The organism is Brucella intermedia LMG 3301, from assembly GCF_000182645.1.
Classification (GTDB): Bacteria; Pseudomonadota; Alphaproteobacteria; order Rhizobiales; family Rhizobiaceae; genus Brucella; species Brucella intermedia.
The window spans coordinates 1,529,118-1,548,720 of the sequence record NZ_ACQA01000001.1; the positions used below are offsets into that span (position 1 = coordinate 1,529,118).

Consider the following 19,603-nt stretch of genomic DNA (forward strand, 5'->3'; position numbering starts at 1 on the left):
CCTGAGATCAATGGTTGCGCGTTGTCAGCCCTTGCGGGCTGGATCTGTAATGGGTGAGTGTCCGGTCGGCATGAGACAGCCGCCACGACAATGCCTTCTGGGCATAGTCACGAACGAGGGCCGCATAAGCAGGATCGCCAGCCAGATTGTTGAATTCATGCGGGTCTGCCTTCAGATCGAAGAACAGCGGCGGCAGGGCGGCGAAATGCACGTACTTGTAGTTTTCGTCCTCGATCACACAGAGGCTGCAATCATCCTGAGAAAGCTGGACCGAGTTCTGCGGCTGATCGTAGAAGACATCGCGAAAATCGAACTCGTAATGCAGTTCCGTGCGCCAGTCGGAGGGCTTTCCCTCAGCCAGAAACGGCAACAGCGAACGGCCGTCGCAGGCGCGAGGCGTTTCCCCGCCCAGCCATTCGAGGATGGTCGGCATGACGTCGATGCTTTCGGAGAAGCCTTCTTCGATCCGGCCTGCGTGCCGGTTCTGTCCCGCAACCTTTATGACCAAGGGAATACGGAAGCTTTCGGCATTGTAACCGATCTTGCCGAGCAGGTGATGATCGCCCAACTGTTCGCCATGATCGCTCGTGAAGATGATCAGCGTGTCGTCCCACTGACCGGTTTCATCGAGATAGGCAAAGACCCTCCCCAGGCAATCGTCGATCTCGGTGATCAGTCCGCAATAGGTAGCGCGCATCTGGCGAATTTCGCCCTCATCAAGCGTTGCTCCCGAGCCTTCCGCGCCATGGAAGAACGAACCGCGTCTGATGTGATCGATATAGTGCTTCATGAGCGGATGCTGTGCCGCTTCGGCATCCGGATTCTCCGCACGTATAGGCGCAGGCATATCTTCGGCCTTGTACATCGCATGGTAGGGCGCGGAGGCTACGAAAGGCGGATGCGGGCGATAATAGCCAAGATGCAGGAAGAAAGGCTTGCCGTCCCTGCCCTTCAGATATGTCAGAGCGCGCTCCGTGAAGAATGTCGAATCCGAAAATTCCTTCGGAATGCGCGACGGTTTGTCGGTAGCGCCGGGAACGGAATGTTCACCTTCCGGCAGCCAGATATCTTCGCGGTTCTCTGGCAGTTCGAAGCCGTTTTGGGCCACCCAGCCAAAATACCCATCCATATTGGGCTCGAATGCGCCAACCGAACGAAAGCCGTCCATAATGTCGCCCAGGACCGTGAAACGCGGATCCCTTGCAGAGGTTGTGCGCGGATCAGGTGTCGTGGTGGTGTAACCAATGAGCGCGGGATCGTAGCCAATGGCGCGCAGGGCCTTGCCAAGGTTTAGATGGCGCTGGTCAAGCGGAACAGTGTTCTGCACCGCCCGGTGGTTCATCAGGTAGAGGCCCGTTAGCAGGCTTGCCCTTGCCGGACCACACGGCACGCACGTCGTGACATGATTGCGGAAGGTCAAGCCTTCCCGACAAAGACGATCAAGATTGGGAGTTTTAAGGAAAGGTTCGCGCCCCTCCGCCCGCATCAGGTGAGGGATAAAATCTGCTCGCCATTGATCAACGACGATAAGCAGGACATTTTTTCTGGTCATGTTGGCCTCGTTATTTCCGAGGCTTACTAGGACCCTTGTATTTCAAGGGCATGACCCTTGTGTAATGTTTTGGTGAAGCTCTGATTACAAGAACGCCGGCCAAAGGCCGGCGTTTCGCTTATGTCGATTGAATAGCCGATTATTCCGTCTTGGCTTCGATATCGACCTTGTCGAGCAAAGTGAGCGGATCCTGCGACGCAGCTACCATTTCAAGGGCGCCAATGCCCTTATCGGCTTTCGCCTTGACGGCCAGCTCGAAAATATTCGGCTTTGCAAGGAAGGTAGAAAACGCCGCCGCAACATCCTGTAACTGCGGCTGATCCGCTGCCAGTTCCTGTAGAGCGGCTGCAGCTATCAGAGACACAGTGCTGCGCACTTCGTCTTCGGTCATATTATTTTCCTGGGCATACATTTTGATGCCCTTGGCGATGATACCCTTTTCCTGGATTTTGAGGTTTACCTGCTTGGCCTTGAGCCCAAGCAAAGCGACCTGTGTCATCACCTTGTCACCTGAGAAGAACTCCTTGGTGAAGCCCCCCATCAAGCCCGACATGGACACGGACCCCATATCCTTACCGCTGACCGAGATGTCCTTGATGATCAGATTCTGGTTTGCTTCATCCCAGTTGGCCTCGAAATTTGAGGACATGGTGAGACGGTCATAACCAAGTTTGCGAAGCTGCTGGTAGAATTCGTCATCGCCCTGTGCCGGCACTTTGAGCGACATATCTTCGTAAGCCACGCGCACGTCGGTCGGAATGCCGTTGTAAGGCTTGTTGAGAGAGACTTCATAGCTCTTCATGGCAAACTGAATGCGTTTCGGCAGCGAAGGAACCGACGTTTCTTCCGTGGCAGCCTGATCCGCATCGTCCGCGTTTTCTTCGCCTGTATCTACATCTTCAGATTCGTCGTATGGCAGGTCTGCGTCGATTCCCACAATCCGAAGCGTACCGAATTCTGGAAGCATGGTCGTATAAGGGAAGTTCTCAATCTGATCGTCGCTCAGCGCCGCAAACTTTTTCAACGCTTCGATTGATGTCGCCCAGGAGAAGCCCTGCAAGGAAGCTTCTTCCATCTTCATGTAATCCGGGCCTTCCGCAAACCCGAAACCCTTGATGGTCGTGTCCATCTTCTGATTGTCGAAAGCGACCGCAATGCGTTCGATGCCGCCCTTGCCCTTCGAGGCGTCGGTAGGCTCGATCTTCATGCCGATCAGCTCGACATCACCCTTGCCGATCGTCTCGAACAGGGAGGTCAGCTGGAGAATAAGCTCACGCGTTTCTGCCGGGGAAGGTTCGTCCATCTTTTCGAGAGCTTGCAGCTTTTGCAAACTTTCGGTGAATGGTACGGCAGGCATACGAGCTGAAAAGCCGTTGCTGCGAACTTCATCGTAGCTGAAGGTCACATCCTTCGTCTTCATGACGATATTTTTCGCCGAGAACGGACCGTAGACCGGCTTGGCCTCCTTGTCGTCCGGACCTGCCTTCTCGGTATAAAGGCGTGCAAGGAAGACACCATCTATGTCCTTGCCTTCTGCGGCACCGATGGTGCCCGTCATTTTGTCTGTGGCTTTTTCGCCGTCTTCGTCAGGAACTTCAACCGTAAAGTCGAAATCTGTGCTGCCAGCGGTATAGCGAGCAACCTTACCGAGGTTGATATCTTCCAGCGCAACGTCCTTGTAGACAATGTTCTGTTCGTTATTCGCAACCGTCTGGACGACCTTGATTTCCTGCGCGGTGAGGCGCTTTGCCGAGAAACGGCCAACGCGCTCCGGCAGCGTGAGACCGCTATTGCCGAAAGTGTCCTTCAGCATGGCGCTATCGAAATTGGCGTCTTCGATCGCCACGCTTGGAATGGAAATCTTGTAGTTTCCGATCTCTGTATCGATGCCCGACGCATTCAGCATCCCCGTGAGGAACAGGAACTTCGGGCGACCATCGACCGACGCAATACGAACGTTAGAGCCATCCTTCAGCGGCAACGTCACGTCGCGCAGGTGGATACGTCCGAGAAAATCCGCGTCGACGGAAGATGCCTTGCCGCCACGCTTTTCAAGCTGCGATGTAATGGTCTTCTCAAGTGTGAATTTGTATCCGGTCAAACCGGCGGCAGCGATAGCGATTATCGCAACAGCCGCCCACAGCGCCTTGCGCCCACCCTTGCGGGTTCCGTTCTTTGCCTGCTCCACGATGCTGGTCCTTTCAGCGCAAATTAAAACGGTGTCTGTGCCAGCTTATTGTCTAGAGCGAATTCGCAGTCGAAAGGGAGGCTTTGACATTGCGTTAATACGGCTGAAACAACTGCTTGAAACACACAGCCTGAATCGGTCAGGCAGACAGATGCTCTAACTACCTGAAATTGCAAGCGCAAGAAGGGATATAAAAATTTCTCACAATATTTTATGCTTTGCTCAAGCAATACTCGAACAAAGCAACATACAAATATTCGCAATCTCGACGGAAATATCTATCAAACCATTTCAGTTGGCAAACCAGGCTCCAACCCCTCATTCGAACATACGGATACTGTCAGCCGCTAAAGCGGCTGATCTGGATGCGGAGATGCACCATACGCGCCCCAGACGGATTGATCGAAATTCACGATGGCGCCGGTCATCAATCCGGATTCTTCTGAGGCCAGGAAAGCTATCGCACGGGCAACTTCGGCCGGATCGATCAGCCTTCCGAAAGGCTGGCTCCGGGCCGCTTCATCGAGCCAGTTCGCCGGCGCATTGTGAAATTCGCGCTGGATCCGATCCTCGCCGTCCGATGCCATCCAGCCAATATTCAGGCTATTGATGCGAATGCGGTTGCGAAGCACCGAATAGGCCACGTTGCGGGTCAACGTGTCGAGCGCCCCCTTGGAAGCACAGTAAGCTGCAATGAATGGCTGGCCGCCCATGGAGGACATCGAAGAAATATTGACGATGGTTCCCTCAATCTTGTCGCGTCGGAAGAGCTTTATCGCTTCCTGAATGAGGAAGAACGGCGCTCGCATATTCACCGCAAACAAACGGTCGAACAGTTCGGGGTCGGTATCCAGAATGGTGCCCCGATCCGTCAGACCAGCAGCGTTTACGAGGACGTCGAGCCGTCCAAACACACTATCAGCTTCCGAGATGATCTTGCGGCAGTCTTCCACGTTCTGAAGATCGGCCTGAACGAAAACGGCTTCTGTTCCCGTATTTATCAACTGATCGACCTGTGCCTGCCCCTTCTCAGCCGAACGCCCGCATATCACGAGACCTTTCGCCCCTCTTTCAGCAAACAGTTTCGCCGTTGCTGCTCCCAGCCCTTGGGTGCTTCCCGTTATGACAGCAACTTTACCGCTGAATTGTCCGTTCATTCTACACTCCGAAAATCCCGGTCAAACCCTGCCGCCCAGTTCGGCAGTCAGGTCGGCAAGCTCCTGCCCACCCGCCATCAGGCTTTGCAGTTCGTCCATGTCCACATCGTTCTTGGTTCGCGTTCCAAGCGTTACGCCGCGATTGAGAACCGTGAACTTGTCGCCGACCGCATGGGCATGACGAACATTGTGGGTGATGAAGATGACGCCCAGCCCCCGCGAGCGCACGAGATTGATGTATTTGAGCACCATCGCTGTCTGGCGCACGCCCAGCGCCGAGGTAGGCTCATCAAGGATGAGCACCTTCGCCCCGAAATAGACGGCGCGGGCAATCGCCACACACTGGCGCTCGCCGCCGGAAAGCGTTCCCACAGCCTGCTGCGGATCACGAACGTCAATCCCGATCTTGCGCATTTCCTCGCGTGTTACCTCTTCGGCCTGTTGTGCATCGAACCAGCGGAAAGGTCCGACGCCCTTTGTCGGTTCGCGCCCAAGAAAGAAATTGCGCATGACGGACATCAACGGGATCATAGCTAGATCCTGATAGACGGTCGCGATGCCGTGATCGAGCGCATCACGCGGACTGTTGAAGAAGACAGGCTTCCCCTCAACCAGAAAGTCGCCGCTCGTCGGCTTATGCACGCCGGACAGCGTTTTGATCAGGGTCGATTTACCCGCGCCATTGTCGCCAAGCAGACAATGCACCTGCCCCGGTTCGACGCTTAACGAGACGCCGTTCAACGCGATGACCGGGCCGAAATGTTTAACGAGATTGCGGACTTCGATGATGGGCGTCGTCATGGCAAACCTCCTCAGCGCTCACCGGTCGCACGCTTGCGAATGAAATTGTTGAAGAGCACCGCGATCAGCAGCATTCCGCCGAGAAAGACCAGATACCAGTCCTGATCGATCTGGGTATAGGTCAACCCAATCAACACCATGCCGAATATGATCGCGCCGAAGAATGCCCCGATCGCAGAGCCATACCCCCCCGTCAGCAGACAGCCCCCAATCACCGCGGCAATAATCGCCTCGAATTCCTTCTGGAAGCCGCGGCGCGCGTCGGTTGAGCCAGCATCCAAAACGGTAAGGATAGCCACCAGTGCTGCAGCCATTGCCGTGCACATGAAGAGGGTCGTCTTGACACGGCGCACGGGAACACCGGAATTGCGGGCGGCAAGTGCATCACCGCCTGCCGCGAAAATCCAGTTGCCGAAGCGGGTGCGCACCAGCACATAGGTCGCGATAAGCGCAATGGCGATGAACCAGAGAACTTCGACGGGGACGCCTCTTACCGATGGCTCTCCATTGGGAAATTTGGCGATCAGGTCGTTTTCAGCCATCCAGGCAAAAACTCCCTGAAAGGCATCGCCGGAAAAAAGCCCGGCAAGATAACTGCCCGCAACGGCTTCCTTCACACCGCGCAATTGGGTGGCTCCGCCCGTGGCCCATTTCAGCCCAACCAGCGACAGACCACGCAGAATGAAGAGGAAGGCGAGCGTTACGATAAAGGATGGCAACCCCGTTCGGATAACTATCTGGGCATTCACTACGCCCACGAAAGCTGCAAAAAGCAGGGTGACGATGATGGCGACGGCGAGTGGCACCTGCCACACGACGAGGGCAGCGGCGAAGATCAGGCCAGCAAAGGCGACCATCGAGCCGATGGAGAGATCGAACTCGCCGCCGATCATAAGAAGCGCCGCAGCAACGGCCAGAATGCCAAGCTGCGAAGCAGGCGCCATGAAGTTCATGATACCGGCTGCCGTGAACATCGCAGGATTGGCAACAGAAACGAAAAAGATCGTTATAAGGACCAAGCCAGACACCGCCCCCAATTCCGGCCGGCTCAGGAGCCGCTGCAACGGGCTGGCCGATTGCAAACGCTCATCCTTTGACAGCGGTGCCGTTCCGGCCTTTTGATGGGGAAGTGGCTCACTCATGATCTTCTCCTGATACATTCCGGGCGCAGAAACCCATTCCCGCCCATTGTCATGGGCGGGCTCAATATCTGATGGTCGAAACGAGGTTACCGGATACCCTTGGCCGAAAGTTCAACGACCTGCTTGGCCTTGTCCTTGGTGATCAGGTTCGGACCCGATGGAACATTGCCGCCCGGCATCAAGCCGTACTTCGCGTTAAGCGCGAGAAACGATACCGGCAGATAGCCTTGCAGGAACTGCTGCTGGTCGATGGCGAAATCCGCCTGTCCCTTTTCGACGGCCTCCAGAAAGCCAGCCGACATATCGAACGTCGCAACGTGGATACCGCTGCGACCGCTCTCTGCAGCAGCCTTCACCGCTGGTTCACCCGCGAGTGTCGCATTGAGAGTAAGGATCGTGTCGACGGCAGCATCGGATGCCAAAGCCGCACGAACCTTGGCTTCGTTTTCTGCAGGATCCGTCGACGTAGGCAGAACCGTCACCTCACCAAAGCCTTCCTTGAAGCCTGCACAACGCTGATCGAGCGAGACGTTTCCGACTTCCTGATTGACGCAAATGCCTTTCTTTCCGCCAGCATTCTTCAATGCTTCACCGGCAACCTTACCGGCATCGAATTCATCCTGACCGACATGCAGCAGAGCGCCGAGCTTCTTCGAAGCATCGGACCCGGAATTCATGGAAATGACGGGAATACCGGCTGCGACAGCACGTTGAATCGACGGTCCAAGCGCATCCGCATCTGGAATGGAAACCACGATACCTTGTGGTTTCTGGTTGATCGCAGCATCGATAAGCTGCGCCATCTGCACCATGTCAAAGGTTTCCGGTGCGCGGTAATCGACCTTCACACCCGTATCCTTCGCCGCTTCCGCAACGCCATTCTTCACGACAGACCAGAACGGATCGGATGCCTGACCATGGCTGACCACGACGATATTAATATCAGCTGCCTGGGCTGCGACAGAAGCAGCCAGCAAGGCCACCCCGGCTACGGCCGACTTCAATAGAGATTGCATGTTCACTCCTCCCTTGTCCGGCACTCCCCGCCGGTTTGCGTTAACGCTTTACCTTCGTCTGCGGCATCCCGGCGCTCCTCCAAGCGTTTGTCCGGCAACTCATGCAGAGGTTGGGTTTATTCAATAGAATGAAACATTCATAACAAATTATCGTGGAATTATAATTCCATTTCTGGTAGCTGATGTCAATCGCATAAGCTGCCGACGATATGCTTATTTCGCAAAGGAGTTGCGCAGCGCCAAACACCTCGACCATCGTTTCGGGAGGAATGCCATGACTGGTAGAACTGAGCTTCTGACGGTCGGTTTGATCGGGTCCGGTTTCATGGGCAAGACCCACGCCCTTGCGCTCGCAAACGTCAACCGGGTGTTCGACTTGCCGATTGAAGTGCGGCTTCACACATTGGCCGATGTGAATGCGGAAACGGCGACAAAAGCCGCAAAACAACTGGGCTTTGCAACTGCCACCGGCGATTGGCGTACGCTAATCTCAAACCCGGATATCGATCTCATCGACATCACTACGCCAAACCGGTTTCACAGGGAAATGGCGCTCGCCGCCATTGAAGCAGGCAAACACGTCTATTGCGAAAAGCCGCTTGCACCCACCGCGGCCGAGTGCCTCGAAATGGCGCTCGCCGCTGAACGGAACGGTGTTCAGACTGCAGTCGGATTCAACTACCTCAAAAACCCGATGATAAAGCTGGCAAGGGAAATCATCGAAAGCGGTGAACTGGGCGAAATCCGCAATTTTCGCGGCATTCACGCTGAGGACTTCATGGCCGACGCCCGTATCCCCTGGACCTGGAGGCTTGATCCGGTGGGCGGAGGCGGAGCACTGGCCGACATCGGCAGTCATATCATCGCTGCTGCGCGCTATCTCGTCGGACCGATCACAGCCGTCATGGGAGATGCAGTCACAGTTATCAGCGAGCGTCCGGATAGTTTGAACCCTTCAAGGATGAAACCCGTGGAAGTGGACGACGTTTCGCGTGCTTTCCTGCGTTTTGAAAACGGAGCGACCGGAACGCTCAAAGCAAGCTGGATCGCCAGCGGTCGCAAGATGCAGCATGATTTCGAGATTTCCGGATCGAAAGGTTCGCTATGCTTTTCGCAGGAACGCTTCAACGAGCTCGACCTGTTTCTCTTTTCCGACAAGAAAGGACAACAGGGCTTCCGCAAGATATTCGCAGGGCCTGAGCACGAACCCTATGGAGCCTTTTGCGTCGCGGGCGGTCACCAGATCGGCTTCAATGATCTCAAGACAATCGAGGTCCGCGACTTCCTGCTTGCCATCGCCGGACAGAGGAACGGTCACGCCGATTTTCGCGAGGGTTATGAAGTGCAGAAGGCTGTAGAAACAATCTACGCCTCATCCCGGGACCGCCAATGGAAAAATATCTAGCCTCTACGCGAAGCAGGATGAACGATGAACTCGCCGTCGACTGTCAGTATTTTCGCATGTATGCCATAGACGTCTTGCAATAGTTGCGGCGTGAGGACCTCCGTTGGCGCCCCGTCCGCAACGATTTGCCCCTTGTCCACCACAAGCAGGCGCGTGCAATGCTGGGCCGCAAGGCTCAACTCATGCAATGAGGCAACAACCGTTCTCCCCTCCTGCGCAAGTTCGGAAAAACTCTCCATCAACCCCAGCTGATGAGAAGGGTCGAGGCCTGCCACGGGCTCGTCAGCGAGTATCATCGGCGTATCCTGCGCCAGAACACGCGCAATCAGTACCCGCGCCCGCTCGCCGCCGGAAAGCTCCATTGCGGACCTGTCCCGAAATTGAGCAACATCCATGCGCTGCATTGCACTATCGACAAGCGACTTGTCCTGCGCATTCATGCTCGCAAAGACCGGTTTCAACGCAGAACGGCCCAAGGAAACAAGCATCTCCACTGATACCGGCCACGCCACATCACGCTCCTGAGGCAGATAGGCAAGCTTTTGCGCTTTTTCCGAAGCCGTCATTCGGCGCAAGTCGTCCCCATCAAGCGAAATCTCTCCTCGGGACGCAACAAGCCCCAGCATAGCGCGCAACAATGTCGTCTTTCCTGCACCATTGGGTCCGATCAACCCGATGAATTCACCGTCCTGAATAGCGAAACTTGCATCGCTGAGCGCAGCTTTTCCACCGAGCGTAACGGAAAGATTTTTTACCGAAAGCGATGTCATACGAGCCGCCTCCGATATTTGAAAACCAGCCACAGGAAGAACGGCGCACCGATGATTGCCGTGAGGACGCCCAGTTTCAGCTCACGCCCCGGCATGACGATGCGCACCAATATGTCAGCCGCCAGCAAAAGGCCAGCGCCACCGAAACCGCTTGCGACCAGCAATCGCGATGGACGCGAACCCACAAGTGGACGCAAGAGATGAGGAACCACCAGTCCTACGAAACCGATTGCCCCGGCAACCGCAGTGGAAGCACCGACGCAGGCCGCTGTACCCAGCACTGCAAAAAGCTGCACACGAGCCAGATTGACGCCCATCGTGGCGGCAGCGTCGCCCCCTAATGTCAGGCTGTCGAGAGACCGCCCGAGTGCCAGAAGCATCGCCCAGCCGACGAGAATAAATGGTGCGGCAAGACCGACATGGGTCATTGATCTGTCTGCCAGCGATCCGAGCATCCAGAACACGATTTCCATTGCTGCAAATGGATTGGGCGACAGGTTGAGCGCCAGCGCCGTCAATGCTCCGGCAAGACTCGTCACCGCGACACCAGCCAGAATGACGGCGAGCGTACCCGCATTCCGCCCCGCCAGAAGCTTGACGAGAAACACCGACACAAAAGCCCCCGCCAGCGCAAGCAGCGGCAAGGCCAGCGGAAACAGAAGCGACAGGCCGCTATAGATAGCAATAACCGCTCCGAACGACGCCGATGCGCTCACTCCCAGCAAACCCGGTTCCGCGAGCGGGTTGCGCAGATAGCCCTGCAAGGCAGCGCCAGACAGCCCAAGCGAAGCTCCGATAAGGAGCGCGAGCAATGCCCGGGGCAGACGGATTTCGCGCATCACTAGCACGATCATTTCGCTGTCATCGCCGAAAAGTGCCTTGAGACTGTCGGGGATGCTGATTGCCGCAGGTCCCGTCAGCAGCGAAACAACGAAAAGCAAAGCCACGAGCAGGGCCAGCCCGACCAGCAGAAGATAGAAGCGGTTACGCTCAGTCACGCGCGGCCTCCGCGAGTTCTGCCACGGCTTCCACACTGAATGGTCCACCGCACACGGTCAGATTGTCTGCTATCGTCACCGCCTTCGCCTGTCTTTCGAGCGCCCGCAAGGCCGGGTGTTCGAAATTCTCGAAAGCCAACGCAGGCGCGCGTTCTCTGGAACTGCGCACCAGAATATCCGGCTTTTCGAGCACCAGTTTTTCCAGTGATAGCGGCGCAGAACCACTGACGCCTGCCTTGTCGGCTAGATTATCAAGTCCGGCAAGGCGAACTGCTTCATCGACCAGCGTGCCCCGACCGGATGTGTAACTGTTGGCGTAATAAAGCGCGACCGTCTTGCGACGGACAGGCTGCTGGATTGCCGCTAAAGCAGCTTTCATCTTATCGATTTCCCGGCTGGCTTCCGCCTGTCTTCCGAGCAACTCGCCCATGCGACGCAGATGATCTTCTATATCGCTGAACGAGCGGGCGGGTGCGAACTCTTCCACCCGTACGCCGAGCCTCCGCAATAGTCCAACCGTCGCTCGCGAGGAGAATGTTCCCGCCAGCACAAGGTCGGACTTCATCAGGAAAACTTCTTCTGCCTGCGCATGGTTGGCCGGCAACTGCCGGGCTTTCGCAGCCATGACGGACAATTCCGGGTCCTGCGATAGATAGGAAACCGATTGTAGCTGCCCTTCCCTGGCCAACAGTATTGCGAGCTGATCGGTACATACATTGATGGAAACAACCCGCTTTGGACTATCCGCTGCATCTGCCGGATTTCGAACGAAAAGGGCGAGCCCCGCCGCGAGGCAGAAGCTGATGATCCAGTTTGCGGATGCCCTTTTCATTCTCTGTTCAGCCTCAGAAATTCCGGGTCAATCCGACATTGATCGTACGTCCTGGCGCAATATAGCCAGAGCTGGACTGATAGTCCTTGTCAAATATATTCTCGACCGAAAACTTCAGTTGCGATTGCTTGTCGATGGAATAGAGCGCCACGAAATCAGCGGTCACATAGTCACCGAGTTTCTTGTTGTTCGCAGCGTCCGCGTAGCGGGAGCCGCCGTAGATCAATCTTGCAGTCAGATCGAGCTTTTCAATCGGCGTGAAATTGACCTCAGCCGCCGCCTTGAAACGTTCACGATAGGGAAGATCGTTTCCGGTGTCTTCATCGATAGGCCGCTTGAAATCCACCATGCCTTTGGCACCCCACTGGTCGTTGAAGCGGTGGTCGAGCGTCGCTTCAAAACCGGTAATGTGGGCTCGGTCAACGTTCACCGGCAACCAGAGATGTGTTTGCTCGTTTTCTCTCCAGCTGATGCCCTGCTTTAGTCTGGTATCGTAGAAAGCCATATCCAGACTGGTGCGAGCGCTGATCCGCCAATTCAAACCGAGTTCATAAGAACCCGATTTCTCGGGGTTCAAATCAGGATTTCCCGACAGCGGATAGTAAAGATCATTAAATGTCGGCGCACGGAAACCGGTTGCGTAAGAAGACCTCAGCACCAAATCCGGCAAAATTTCATAGCTTGCGCCAAGGTTATAAGTGGCGACGTTGCCGAATTGACTGTTGTGGTCATAGCGAATGCCACCGTCAACGCGCAACGCCTCATATTCCAGCGAATATTGACCGAACACGGCAGCCAGGTCGCGGCTGGTTTCATCATAGGCAACCGTGGTGTTGATCTCCTCACGATAGGCTTCCACGCCAGCGGTGACCGTATGACCAACGTTGCCGGTATCGAAGCTCTTCTCGGTCGATCCAAAGACCCCGTAACGCCTGGTTTCAAACCGGTCAGATCCGTTCACGCCCTTGCGGAAGTTACGGCTATTGTCGATACCGGTGCTGAATTCCAGTGTTGACGACCAGTCCGCCGAATGATCGATCCGCGTTCCGATCTTGCCGTTAAATGCCGTGCTGTCAGCCTGGTTCGGCGAAGGCGCTTTGGCGTCATACTGGTTACGCCCCCGGCTGAAGAGACCATCTGCATAAATCCTACCCCAGTCGAAATCCTTCGCCAGCGCAAAGTTGAAGGAGCCCTGCAGAAATCCATCGCGGTCAGGCTCATGACCGTACGCATCCGATGTGGTGAAGTCATATCCTTGCGTGCCGGTGATGGCCGCGCCGAAAGCGTAATCGACACCATCTTTGCTGCGCCCCTGAACGGAACCGGAAACATAGCCGCCCCATGGATGGCTGACCCCGGTAGAAAGACTGCCGCACCAGGAACGCTCGCCACAGGCGCCACCCTGCTTGGTAATGATATTGACCACGCCACCCATGGCGTCGGCGCCATACTGGGCAGAATGAGGGCCTTTTGCGATCTCAATGCGGTCGATTGAGCTCAGGGGAATATTCGCCAATCCCGTTGCGCCGCTTGTCGCGGACGCGGTGCGCACGCCATTGACCAGCACGACCGTTTGCGTGGCGGACATCCCACGAATGAAGATACCAGCCGAAGAGCCCTGTCCGCCATTCGTCTTGATGGAAATACCGTTATAGGATTTCAGCAGTGACTGCAGATCGGGAGCGGCCGACCGCTCGATATCCGCGGAATCGATGACAGTCACCGATGATGTTGAGCGCTGCAGTGAAGACGCGCGGCGCAATGGCGTGACCACGATTGTATCGAGAACGACGCTGCCCTCGCTTTCCGGCAGGTTTTGCGCAAGCGTCACAGACGGTAGTGCAAGAACACTGGCCGATACCAATAGAACCGATGATTTCAAAAGATGCATTTTTTCCTCAACCTGCCGTATCGGAGGACCGATGACCGGCTTTTCCTCTCACCGCAGGTTGAAGTGATAGTGGCGTGATACGCCCTTCTTCCCGGCGGCAACATTTCAACAATGTCACCGCCACGGACAGCCGCGCCTGGACACACCCCGTATCCATGCATGGGTGACCGGATACGGCAGGTCTCCTGACTTTCCGGGTCATCGCTTTTCCGCCGCCTTCCCGATCGCACGATAGCTTTCAGTGGCTTTCACCGCTTGCACGGCTGTGGAGGATAGCTCTCCGGTTACAGTTGCGGGGGCAGTCGCGGCATCAGCCCGAATGGCTTCACCGTGTTCCCTTTTCATCCGCCTGAACAGCGGAACCGTTTCCTGATGATTGCGATAGCAACATGGTTAAGGATTCGCAACTGCGACGAAGCGCAATCCGGGAGAGAAAACTGAATCACATTGGCAAGGAATGGATTCAGCCTCCTGTTTTCAAAGAATTTTCCTATCGCAGGAACGCACGGAAACGCTGGAGCGCGAAGTAGAAAAGCAACGAGCCGATCACTATCAGGGCCAGAAACTGCGGCCACACGACGCTTAGCCCTGCACCGCGAAACAGGATCGACTGCGCCAATATGACGAAATGCGTGTTTGGCGCAGCCAGCATGATCGTCTGGATGATCTCAGGCATGCTTTCACGAGGGGTTGTGCCTCCTGAAAGCACTTGCAATGGCAGAAGTACCAGCATCAGCAGCATTCCGAACTGCGGCATGGAACCAGCCGCGGTCGCCAGAAAGATACCAAGACTGGTCGTCGCAAAAAGCTGCAGCGCCGCACCGACGAGGAACAACGACACCGATCCATAGATGGGAACAGCGAGCAGTCCCTGCACCACCACGACCAAGGCAAAAGCTGAAGCAATCAGGACGACCAGCCCCATAGACCATATTTTGCTGACCATGATTTCGACGGGCGTTACCGGCATCACCAGCAGATGCTCTATGGTTCCGTGTTCGCGCTCTCGAATAAGGGCTGCGCCCGTCAGAATGATCGACAGCATCGTCACCGACGAAATCACATTGTTGATCGCCCCGAACCAACCCTTGTTCAAATCCTGATTGAATCTCGCCCTCAGATTGAGTTCGACGGGTGTTTGTGCGCTGCCGCGATAGCGATTGAGAAATTCGTTCACCTCGCTCGTCACAATTGCTTGCACGTATCCTCCCCCGGTAAAGGCCTGGCTCATCCGCGTCGCGTCGACATTAAGCTGGATCGTCGGGGAACGCCCCGCCAGAAGATCCCGCTGAAAATTGGGCGGGATGTTGAGCGCGAACGTGTCCAGACCTTCATCCATCCGGGCATCCATTTCATAAGATGAAATGAGTTTCGGAGGTACGAAATATGGCGGATAGAACGCTGTCGTGATGCGGGCCGAAACGGGTGACTGATCCTCATCGACAATCGCTATGGCCGCATTGTTGAGCGTTTCGGGCATCGCCTTGGAAGCCGTGTAGATCGCAAGCGTAAAGGCATAGACGATGAGGATCAGCAGCATCGGGTCGCGTGCGAGGCCCCGCAGTTCTTTCACACCAAGGTGGACTATGTTGGATATCCGCATCTCAGCCCGCCTGTTTCTTGAGAAGAATGATGGCGAGCGCCATGAGTACCGGCACCGCGATCAACAAGGGCAGAAACGACCCTGCGAGATCGGCAAATCCTAATGCCTTGGAGAAAACGCCACGCGAAATGGTCACGAAATGCGTTGCAGGATAGATTTTGCCGATGAAAGCGCCCGCGCCTTGCAGCGACGACACAGGGTCAATAATGCCGGAATATTGCACCGCCGGAATGAGTGTCAGCAGCGCCGTGCCGAAGATTGCAGCGATCTGGCTGTTCATGAAAGTGGACAGCACCAGCCCCATTCCGGTCGCGATCGTGACATAGAGCAATGCCGCCAACGCATAGGTTGGGAAGCTGCCCGTAAACGGTACCCGAAAAATGAAGACTGCAAAGGCAGTCAGCATCAGGAAATTGAGAAACGCCAGCCCGATATACGGCAATTGCTTGCCGAACAGAAACTCGAATTTCGTCACTGGCGTCACGTAGAAATTGATGATGGAACCCAGTTCTTTTTCACGGACTACGCTTAGCACCGCCAGCATCGCCGGGATCATCAGCAGCAGAAGCGGAATGACCGCCGGCACCATGGCCACGAGGCTTTGCACATCGGGATTATAACGGTAGCGGATTTCCAGGTTGAAACTGCCGACAGTCGCCGCGCGTCCATAAAGCTCACGCGCTTTCTGCGTCAGCCAATTGGCATGCATCCCCTGAACATAGCCTTTGATTGTCTCCGCGCGGGTTGGCATCGCGCCGTCGATCCACGCGGCGATTTCCACCGGGCGTCCGCGCATGACATCTGCGCCGAAATTCGGCGGTATTTCGATGGCGAGGCTAATTTCCCCCTCGCGCATTCGCCGGTCGAGATCGTCATAATCGGTTATCGGAGCCTGTTCGGAAAAATAACGCGAACCTGCAATCTGCTGGACATAATTACGGCTGATCGTCGTGTCGTCCCGGTCGAGAACAGCGAATTTCAGATTCTCGACATCCATGTTGATGCCATAGCCGATGACAAACATCAGGATAACGCTGCCAAGGATAGCAAGCGTTGCACGGATCGGATCGCGCTTCAATTCCAGCGCCTCGCGCCGCGTATAGGCCAGCATCCGTCGCAGGTCCGGCAACCAGCTTGAAGCCTTCTTTTGATGCGATTCATCTGCCTTTGCCGCTTGATCCGGCAGGACTGCGGGCAATTGCGCGGGCTGTCCTGTTTCGCCAATAGCATCCTGAAGATAAGCGACGAAGGCCTCCTCCAGAGTTTCCGCATGGCGACTTTCGGTAATCGCCTTGGGGGTATCGCTAATCAACACCTTGCCCGCATGCATCAGCGAAATGCGGTCGCAGAGTTCCGCTTCGTTCATGAAGTGGGTGGAGACAAAAATGGTGACATTGTCCTTGCGCGACAAATCGGCAAGGATTTGCCAGAAGGCGTCACGCGCGACCGGGTCGACACCAGATGTCGGCTCATCGAGAATAAGGATATCGGGCGAATGGATCAAAGCCACAGCCAGTGAGAGCCGCTGGCGGATACCAAGCGGCAGGGCGTCGGGCAAGGAATCCATGACCTCTGTAAGATCAAAACGTTCGGTCAATTCCTTGATCCGGCGTTCGGTCAGGTCGTCCGCCATCTCGAACAGCTTGGCGTGAAGCTCCAGATTCTGGCGAACGGTCAATTCCGAGTAAAGTGAAAACGCCTGGGACATATATCCGACATGGCGGCGTATATCGATATCCTTCGGGTCGACCTCACGCCCGAACAGCAGCGCTGTGCCCTCACTGGCGGGCAACAGCCCCGTCAGGACTTTCATGGTCGTGGTCTTGCCACAACCGTTGGAGCCCAGAAAGCCGAAAATCTCGCCACGCGGGATTCGAAAACTCACGTCATTCACTGCCGTGAAATTGCCGAAGCGAACAGTGACGTTTTGCGCCTCGATTGCGATTTCGGCATCGTCGCCGAATTCACGCTTTGGGATTTCGATGTCGTGATGCCCTTTCCGCAATTCTTCCGGCAAAAGCGCGATAAAGGCAGCATCGAGATTGGGAGTATTGGTACGCTGCAGCAATTCCTGCGGCGTGCCCGTCGCCAGTATCTGCCCGTCATTCATCGCGACAAGCCAGTCGAAGCGTTCGGCTTCTTCCATATAGGCCGTGGCAACGATGACGCTCATTCCCGGACGATCCTTGCGGATATCGTCGATCAATTCCCAGAACTGACGCCGGGATAGTGGATCGACACCGGTCGTCGGCTCATCAAGTATGAGCAGGTCCGGATCATGGATCAGCGAGCAGCAGAGGCTTGTCTTCTGCTTCATGCCGCCGGAAAGTTTGCCCGCCGGACGGTCCGCGAAGGGCGACATGCCGGTTCGTGCCAGAAGATCGGCAATACGCCGCTCACGCTCTTTCCGGTTATGTCCAAACAACCGTCCGAAAAAATCGATATTTTCGAATACCGAAAGCGTCGGATAAAGGTTCTTTCCAAGCCCTTGCGGCATATAGGCGATGCGCGGATAGGCGGACTGAAGATGCCGCTTATCGGAAATATCACCGTTCAGGACCTCGATATGGCCCTGCTGCACCGTCCGGGCCCCGGCGATCAGCGATAACAGGCTCGACTTGCCCACCCCGTCAGGCCCGATCAGCCCGACCATGCAACCTGCCGGAACATCGAGGTTGATCTCCCGCAGCGCGCGGGTTTTTCCGTAGGACAATCCTACGTCTTGCGCCCGGACGACAAAGCTGTCGTCGCTAGCGCCAGCTTTGACCGGAACATCATTCATTTCACGGTTTCCGCAAGATGCTGCGGCCACTCGGCATTGGGATCAAGCTTGACATAGGCCATGCCCGGAAGTCCCGTTTTTACCTGCTGAATATATTTTTGAAGCAGTTCCTGCGAGATCTTCGCCTTAACGCGGAACATCAGTTTCTGGCGCTCCTCCTCCGTTTCCACGGTCTTGGGCGTGAACTGGGCAACATCGGCCACAAAGCTAATATTCGCAGGAATGACATATTGCGGCGCGGCGTCGAGAACGATCCGGGCCTCGGCACCAATGGCGACCCGCCCTGCTTGAGCAGTCGGCAGGAAAAAGGTCATATAAACATCGCTGACATCGACAAGGTTGAGCACCCGTCCGCCGGCGGAAAGCACCTCGCCCGGCTGGGCGACGCGATACTGGACGCGCCCCGGTTTCGGGGCCCTCAGGGTAGCGTCATTGATATCTGCCTGAATACTGGCGATTGCCGCCCTGGCGGCCTCTACCGATGCCTCGGCATCGATGACCTGCGCCTTTGCGGCGCCGATGGCGGCTTCCGTGGCGGCAAGCTGTGCTCTGGCTGCACCGACCGCTGCCTCTGCTCCCTGCGCAGTCGCGCGATCGTCGTCAAGAACCTGCTGAGAAATCGTGCGTGTTTGCGTCAATTGCTGGGAGCGGGCCAGACGTCGTTGCGCGGCATCGAGCTGCGCTTCCCGCTGCGCCACTGTCGCTTCCGCAGCCGTGTGTTCGGCTTCGCGCTGTGTGACCAGGCTCCGTGCCGTCTCGATACCGATCTCGGCTCGGCGCAGTTGCGCTTCGGCCTGTTTGAGCTGGCTTTCAAGCTGGTCCGTATCCATGCGTGCAAGGATGTCATTTGCCTGTACGAAATCGCCTTCGTCGACGAGGATTTCGCGGATGCGCCCCGGACTCTTCGTTGAAATATCGATTTCAACTGCCTCGATGCGGCCGTTACCCCGGGCGATGCCTTCCGGCAGCCCGTCTCCGTTCAGCGATTTCCAGGCGTAATAGGCGCCTGCGGCAAGGACGATAATCGCTCCAGCCAGTATCCATTGCTTGCGGTTGAAAGCCATAATGAACCACCCTCATTGCCATCGTCGTCACGATACCGTCTTCAAACGAAGCATCGGCAAGCGGTCGCTGTCTGCGAGGGTTTTCGTCATCCCCACCGCCCCGCCTCCGGCATGGACCGGAACCTTCTTTGGGGGATATGGAACTACCTTCTCATTTAGCAACCGGTGAATTGGGGGAAGCGATCCAGAATCGCAAACTCCCGGCTGGATCTGCTCTAGCCATCGCCGAAACCGTTCGCCTTGATTAGGATCAAGAACAGCTAAAACATCGATGTCGTTGGAGACGCGGGTGCTGATTTGATGAAACAGAGGGGAGCAACGCCGACAGCACCCGCTGGCTGCCGACAGGCGACGTTGCAGAAAGATCGCGCTCATGCGCTCGACAGATTGATTTAGCCGGGG

14 protein-coding genes and 1 riboswitch are annotated in these 19,603 nt (G+C 56.1%); of the genes, 1 reads left to right on the forward strand and 13 read right to left on the reverse strand.

From position 1 onward, the window contains the following. Nucleotides 1-7: 7 nt before the first annotated feature. The 6 genes from pehA to OINT_RS07345 form a co-directional block, all read right to left on the reverse strand. Nucleotides 8-1,552 carry a phosphoric/sulfuric ester hydrolase PehA gene (pehA, locus tag OINT_RS07320; protein ID WP_036565182.1) on the reverse strand — a complete coding sequence of 515 codons (1,545 nt, stop codon included), beginning with the start codon at nucleotides 1,550-1,552 and terminating at the stop codon, nucleotides 8-10. Between the two features lie 139 nt (nucleotides 1,553-1,691). Further along, a complete protein-coding gene (locus tag OINT_RS07325) occupies nucleotides 1,692-3,740 on the reverse strand; it encodes a hypothetical protein (RefSeq protein ID WP_006467145.1) in 2,049 nt (682 codons plus the stop codon). 347 nt (nucleotides 3,741-4,087) lie between these two features. Further along, entirely contained in the window at nucleotides 4,088-4,897 is an 810-nt protein-coding gene (locus tag OINT_RS07330; RefSeq protein WP_006467146.1) for an SDR family oxidoreductase, read from the reverse strand. 21 nt (nucleotides 4,898-4,918) lie between these two features. Continuing rightward, nucleotides 4,919-5,698, reverse strand: a complete 780-nt coding sequence (locus OINT_RS07335) for an ATP-binding cassette domain-containing protein (RefSeq protein ID WP_006467147.1) — start codon at nucleotides 5,696-5,698, stop codon at nucleotides 4,919-4,921. An 11-nt stretch (nucleotides 5,699-5,709) separates the two neighbouring features. Then, nucleotides 5,710-6,840, reverse strand: a complete 1,131-nt coding sequence (locus tag OINT_RS07340) for an ABC transporter permease (RefSeq protein ID WP_006471711.1) — start codon at nucleotides 6,838-6,840, stop codon at nucleotides 5,710-5,712. A gap of 86 nt (nucleotides 6,841-6,926) precedes the next feature. Beyond that, on the reverse strand, nucleotides 6,927-7,856 hold the full coding sequence (locus tag OINT_RS07345; protein WP_006471710.1) for a sugar ABC transporter substrate-binding protein: 930 nt from the start codon (nucleotides 7,854-7,856) through the stop codon (nucleotides 6,927-6,929). 274 nt (nucleotides 7,857-8,130) lie between these two features. On the opposite strand from OINT_RS07345, the gene OINT_RS07350 reads away from it, so the two are divergent. Then, the gene (locus OINT_RS07350; RefSeq protein ID WP_006471709.1) at nucleotides 8,131-9,261 is read left to right on the forward strand and encodes a Gfo/Idh/MocA family protein; all 1,131 of its coding nucleotides are present in this window, start codon (nucleotides 8,131-8,133) and stop codon (nucleotides 9,259-9,261) included. Here the strand turns inward: OINT_RS07350 and OINT_RS07355 are convergent. The 7 genes from OINT_RS07355 to OINT_RS07385 form a co-directional block, all read right to left on the reverse strand. Next, nucleotides 9,258-10,031 (reverse strand): ABC transporter ATP-binding protein, encoded by a 774-nt coding sequence (locus tag OINT_RS07355; RefSeq protein WP_006471708.1) that lies wholly within the window; start codon nucleotides 10,029-10,031, stop codon nucleotides 9,258-9,260. The genes OINT_RS07350 and OINT_RS07355 overlap by 4 nt on opposite strands. After that, nucleotides 10,028-11,029 carry a FecCD family ABC transporter permease gene (locus tag OINT_RS07360; protein ID WP_006471707.1) on the reverse strand — a complete coding sequence of 334 codons (1,002 nt, stop codon included), beginning with the start codon at nucleotides 11,027-11,029 and terminating at the stop codon, nucleotides 10,028-10,030. The genes OINT_RS07355 and OINT_RS07360 overlap by 4 nt, the downstream gene beginning before the upstream one ends. Beyond that, nucleotides 11,022-11,861 (reverse strand): ABC transporter substrate-binding protein, encoded by an 840-nt coding sequence (locus OINT_RS07365; RefSeq protein WP_006467154.1) that lies wholly within the window; start codon nucleotides 11,859-11,861, stop codon nucleotides 11,022-11,024. The genes OINT_RS07360 and OINT_RS07365 overlap by 8 nt, the downstream gene beginning before the upstream one ends. 13 nt (nucleotides 11,862-11,874) lie before the next feature. Further along, a complete protein-coding gene (locus OINT_RS07370) occupies nucleotides 11,875-13,752 on the reverse strand; it encodes a TonB-dependent receptor domain-containing protein (RefSeq protein WP_006467155.1) in 1,878 nt (625 codons plus the stop codon). Nucleotides 13,753-13,910: 158 nt separating this feature from the next. After that, nucleotides 13,911-14,134, reverse strand: a riboswitch (cobalamin riboswitch). A gap of 108 nt (nucleotides 14,135-14,242) precedes the next feature. Then, the gene (locus OINT_RS07375) at nucleotides 14,243-15,355 is read right to left on the reverse strand and encodes an ABC transporter permease (RefSeq protein WP_006467157.1); all 1,113 of its coding nucleotides are present in this window, start codon (nucleotides 15,353-15,355) and stop codon (nucleotides 14,243-14,245) included. Nucleotide 15,356: 1 nt separating this feature from the next. Beyond that, a complete protein-coding gene (rbbA, locus tag OINT_RS07380) occupies nucleotides 15,357-18,137 on the reverse strand; it encodes a ribosome-associated ATPase/putative transporter RbbA (RefSeq protein ID WP_006471706.1) in 2,781 nt (926 codons plus the stop codon). After that, complete coding sequence (locus tag OINT_RS07385; protein ID WP_006467159.1) at nucleotides 18,134-19,201, reverse strand: HlyD family secretion protein; 1,068 nt, start codon at nucleotides 19,199-19,201, stop codon at nucleotides 18,134-18,136. The genes rbbA and OINT_RS07385 overlap by 4 nt, the downstream gene beginning before the upstream one ends. Nucleotides 19,202-19,603: the final 402 nt, after the last annotated feature.

Excerpts from the sequence above, each read along its gene's own strand:
- pehA (WP_036565182.1), bottom strand. The coding sequence starts at position 1,552 with ATGACCAGAAAAAATGTCCTGCTTATCGTCGTTGATCAATGGCGAGCA.
- OINT_RS07330 (WP_006467146.1), bottom strand. The coding sequence starts at position 4,897 with ATGAACGGACAATTCAGCGGTAAAGTTGCTGTCATAACGGGAAGCACC.
- OINT_RS07335 (WP_006467147.1), bottom strand. The coding sequence starts at position 5,698 with ATGACGACGCCCATCATCGAAGTCCGCAATCTCGTTAAACATTTCGGC.
- OINT_RS07340 (WP_006471711.1), bottom strand. The coding sequence starts at position 6,840 with ATGAGTGAGCCACTTCCCCATCAAAAGGCCGGAACGGCACCGCTGTCA.
- OINT_RS07345 (WP_006471710.1), bottom strand. The coding sequence starts at position 7,856 with ATGCAATCTCTATTGAAGTCGGCCGTAGCCGGGGTGGCCTTGCTGGCT.
- OINT_RS07350 (WP_006471709.1), top strand. The coding sequence starts at position 8,131 with ATGACTGGTAGAACTGAGCTTCTGACGGTCGGTTTGATCGGGTCCGGT.
- OINT_RS07355 (WP_006471708.1), bottom strand. The coding sequence starts at position 10,031 with ATGACATCGCTTTCGGTAAAAAATCTTTCCGTTACGCTCGGTGGAAAA.
- OINT_RS07365 (WP_006467154.1), bottom strand. The coding sequence starts at position 11,861 with ATGAAAAGGGCATCCGCAAACTGGATCATCAGCTTCTGCCTCGCGGCG.
- OINT_RS07370 (WP_006467155.1), bottom strand. The coding sequence starts at position 13,752 with ATGCATCTTTTGAAATCATCGGTTCTATTGGTATCGGCCAGTGTTCTT.
- OINT_RS07375 (WP_006467157.1), bottom strand. The coding sequence starts at position 15,355 with ATGCGGATATCCAACATAGTCCACCTTGGTGTGAAAGAACTGCGGGGC.
- rbbA (WP_006471706.1), bottom strand. The coding sequence starts at position 18,137 with ATGAATGATGTTCCGGTCAAAGCTGGCGCTAGCGACGACAGCTTTGTC.
- OINT_RS07385 (WP_006467159.1), bottom strand. The coding sequence starts at position 19,201 with ATGGCTTTCAACCGCAAGCAATGGATACTGGCTGGAGCGATTATCGTC.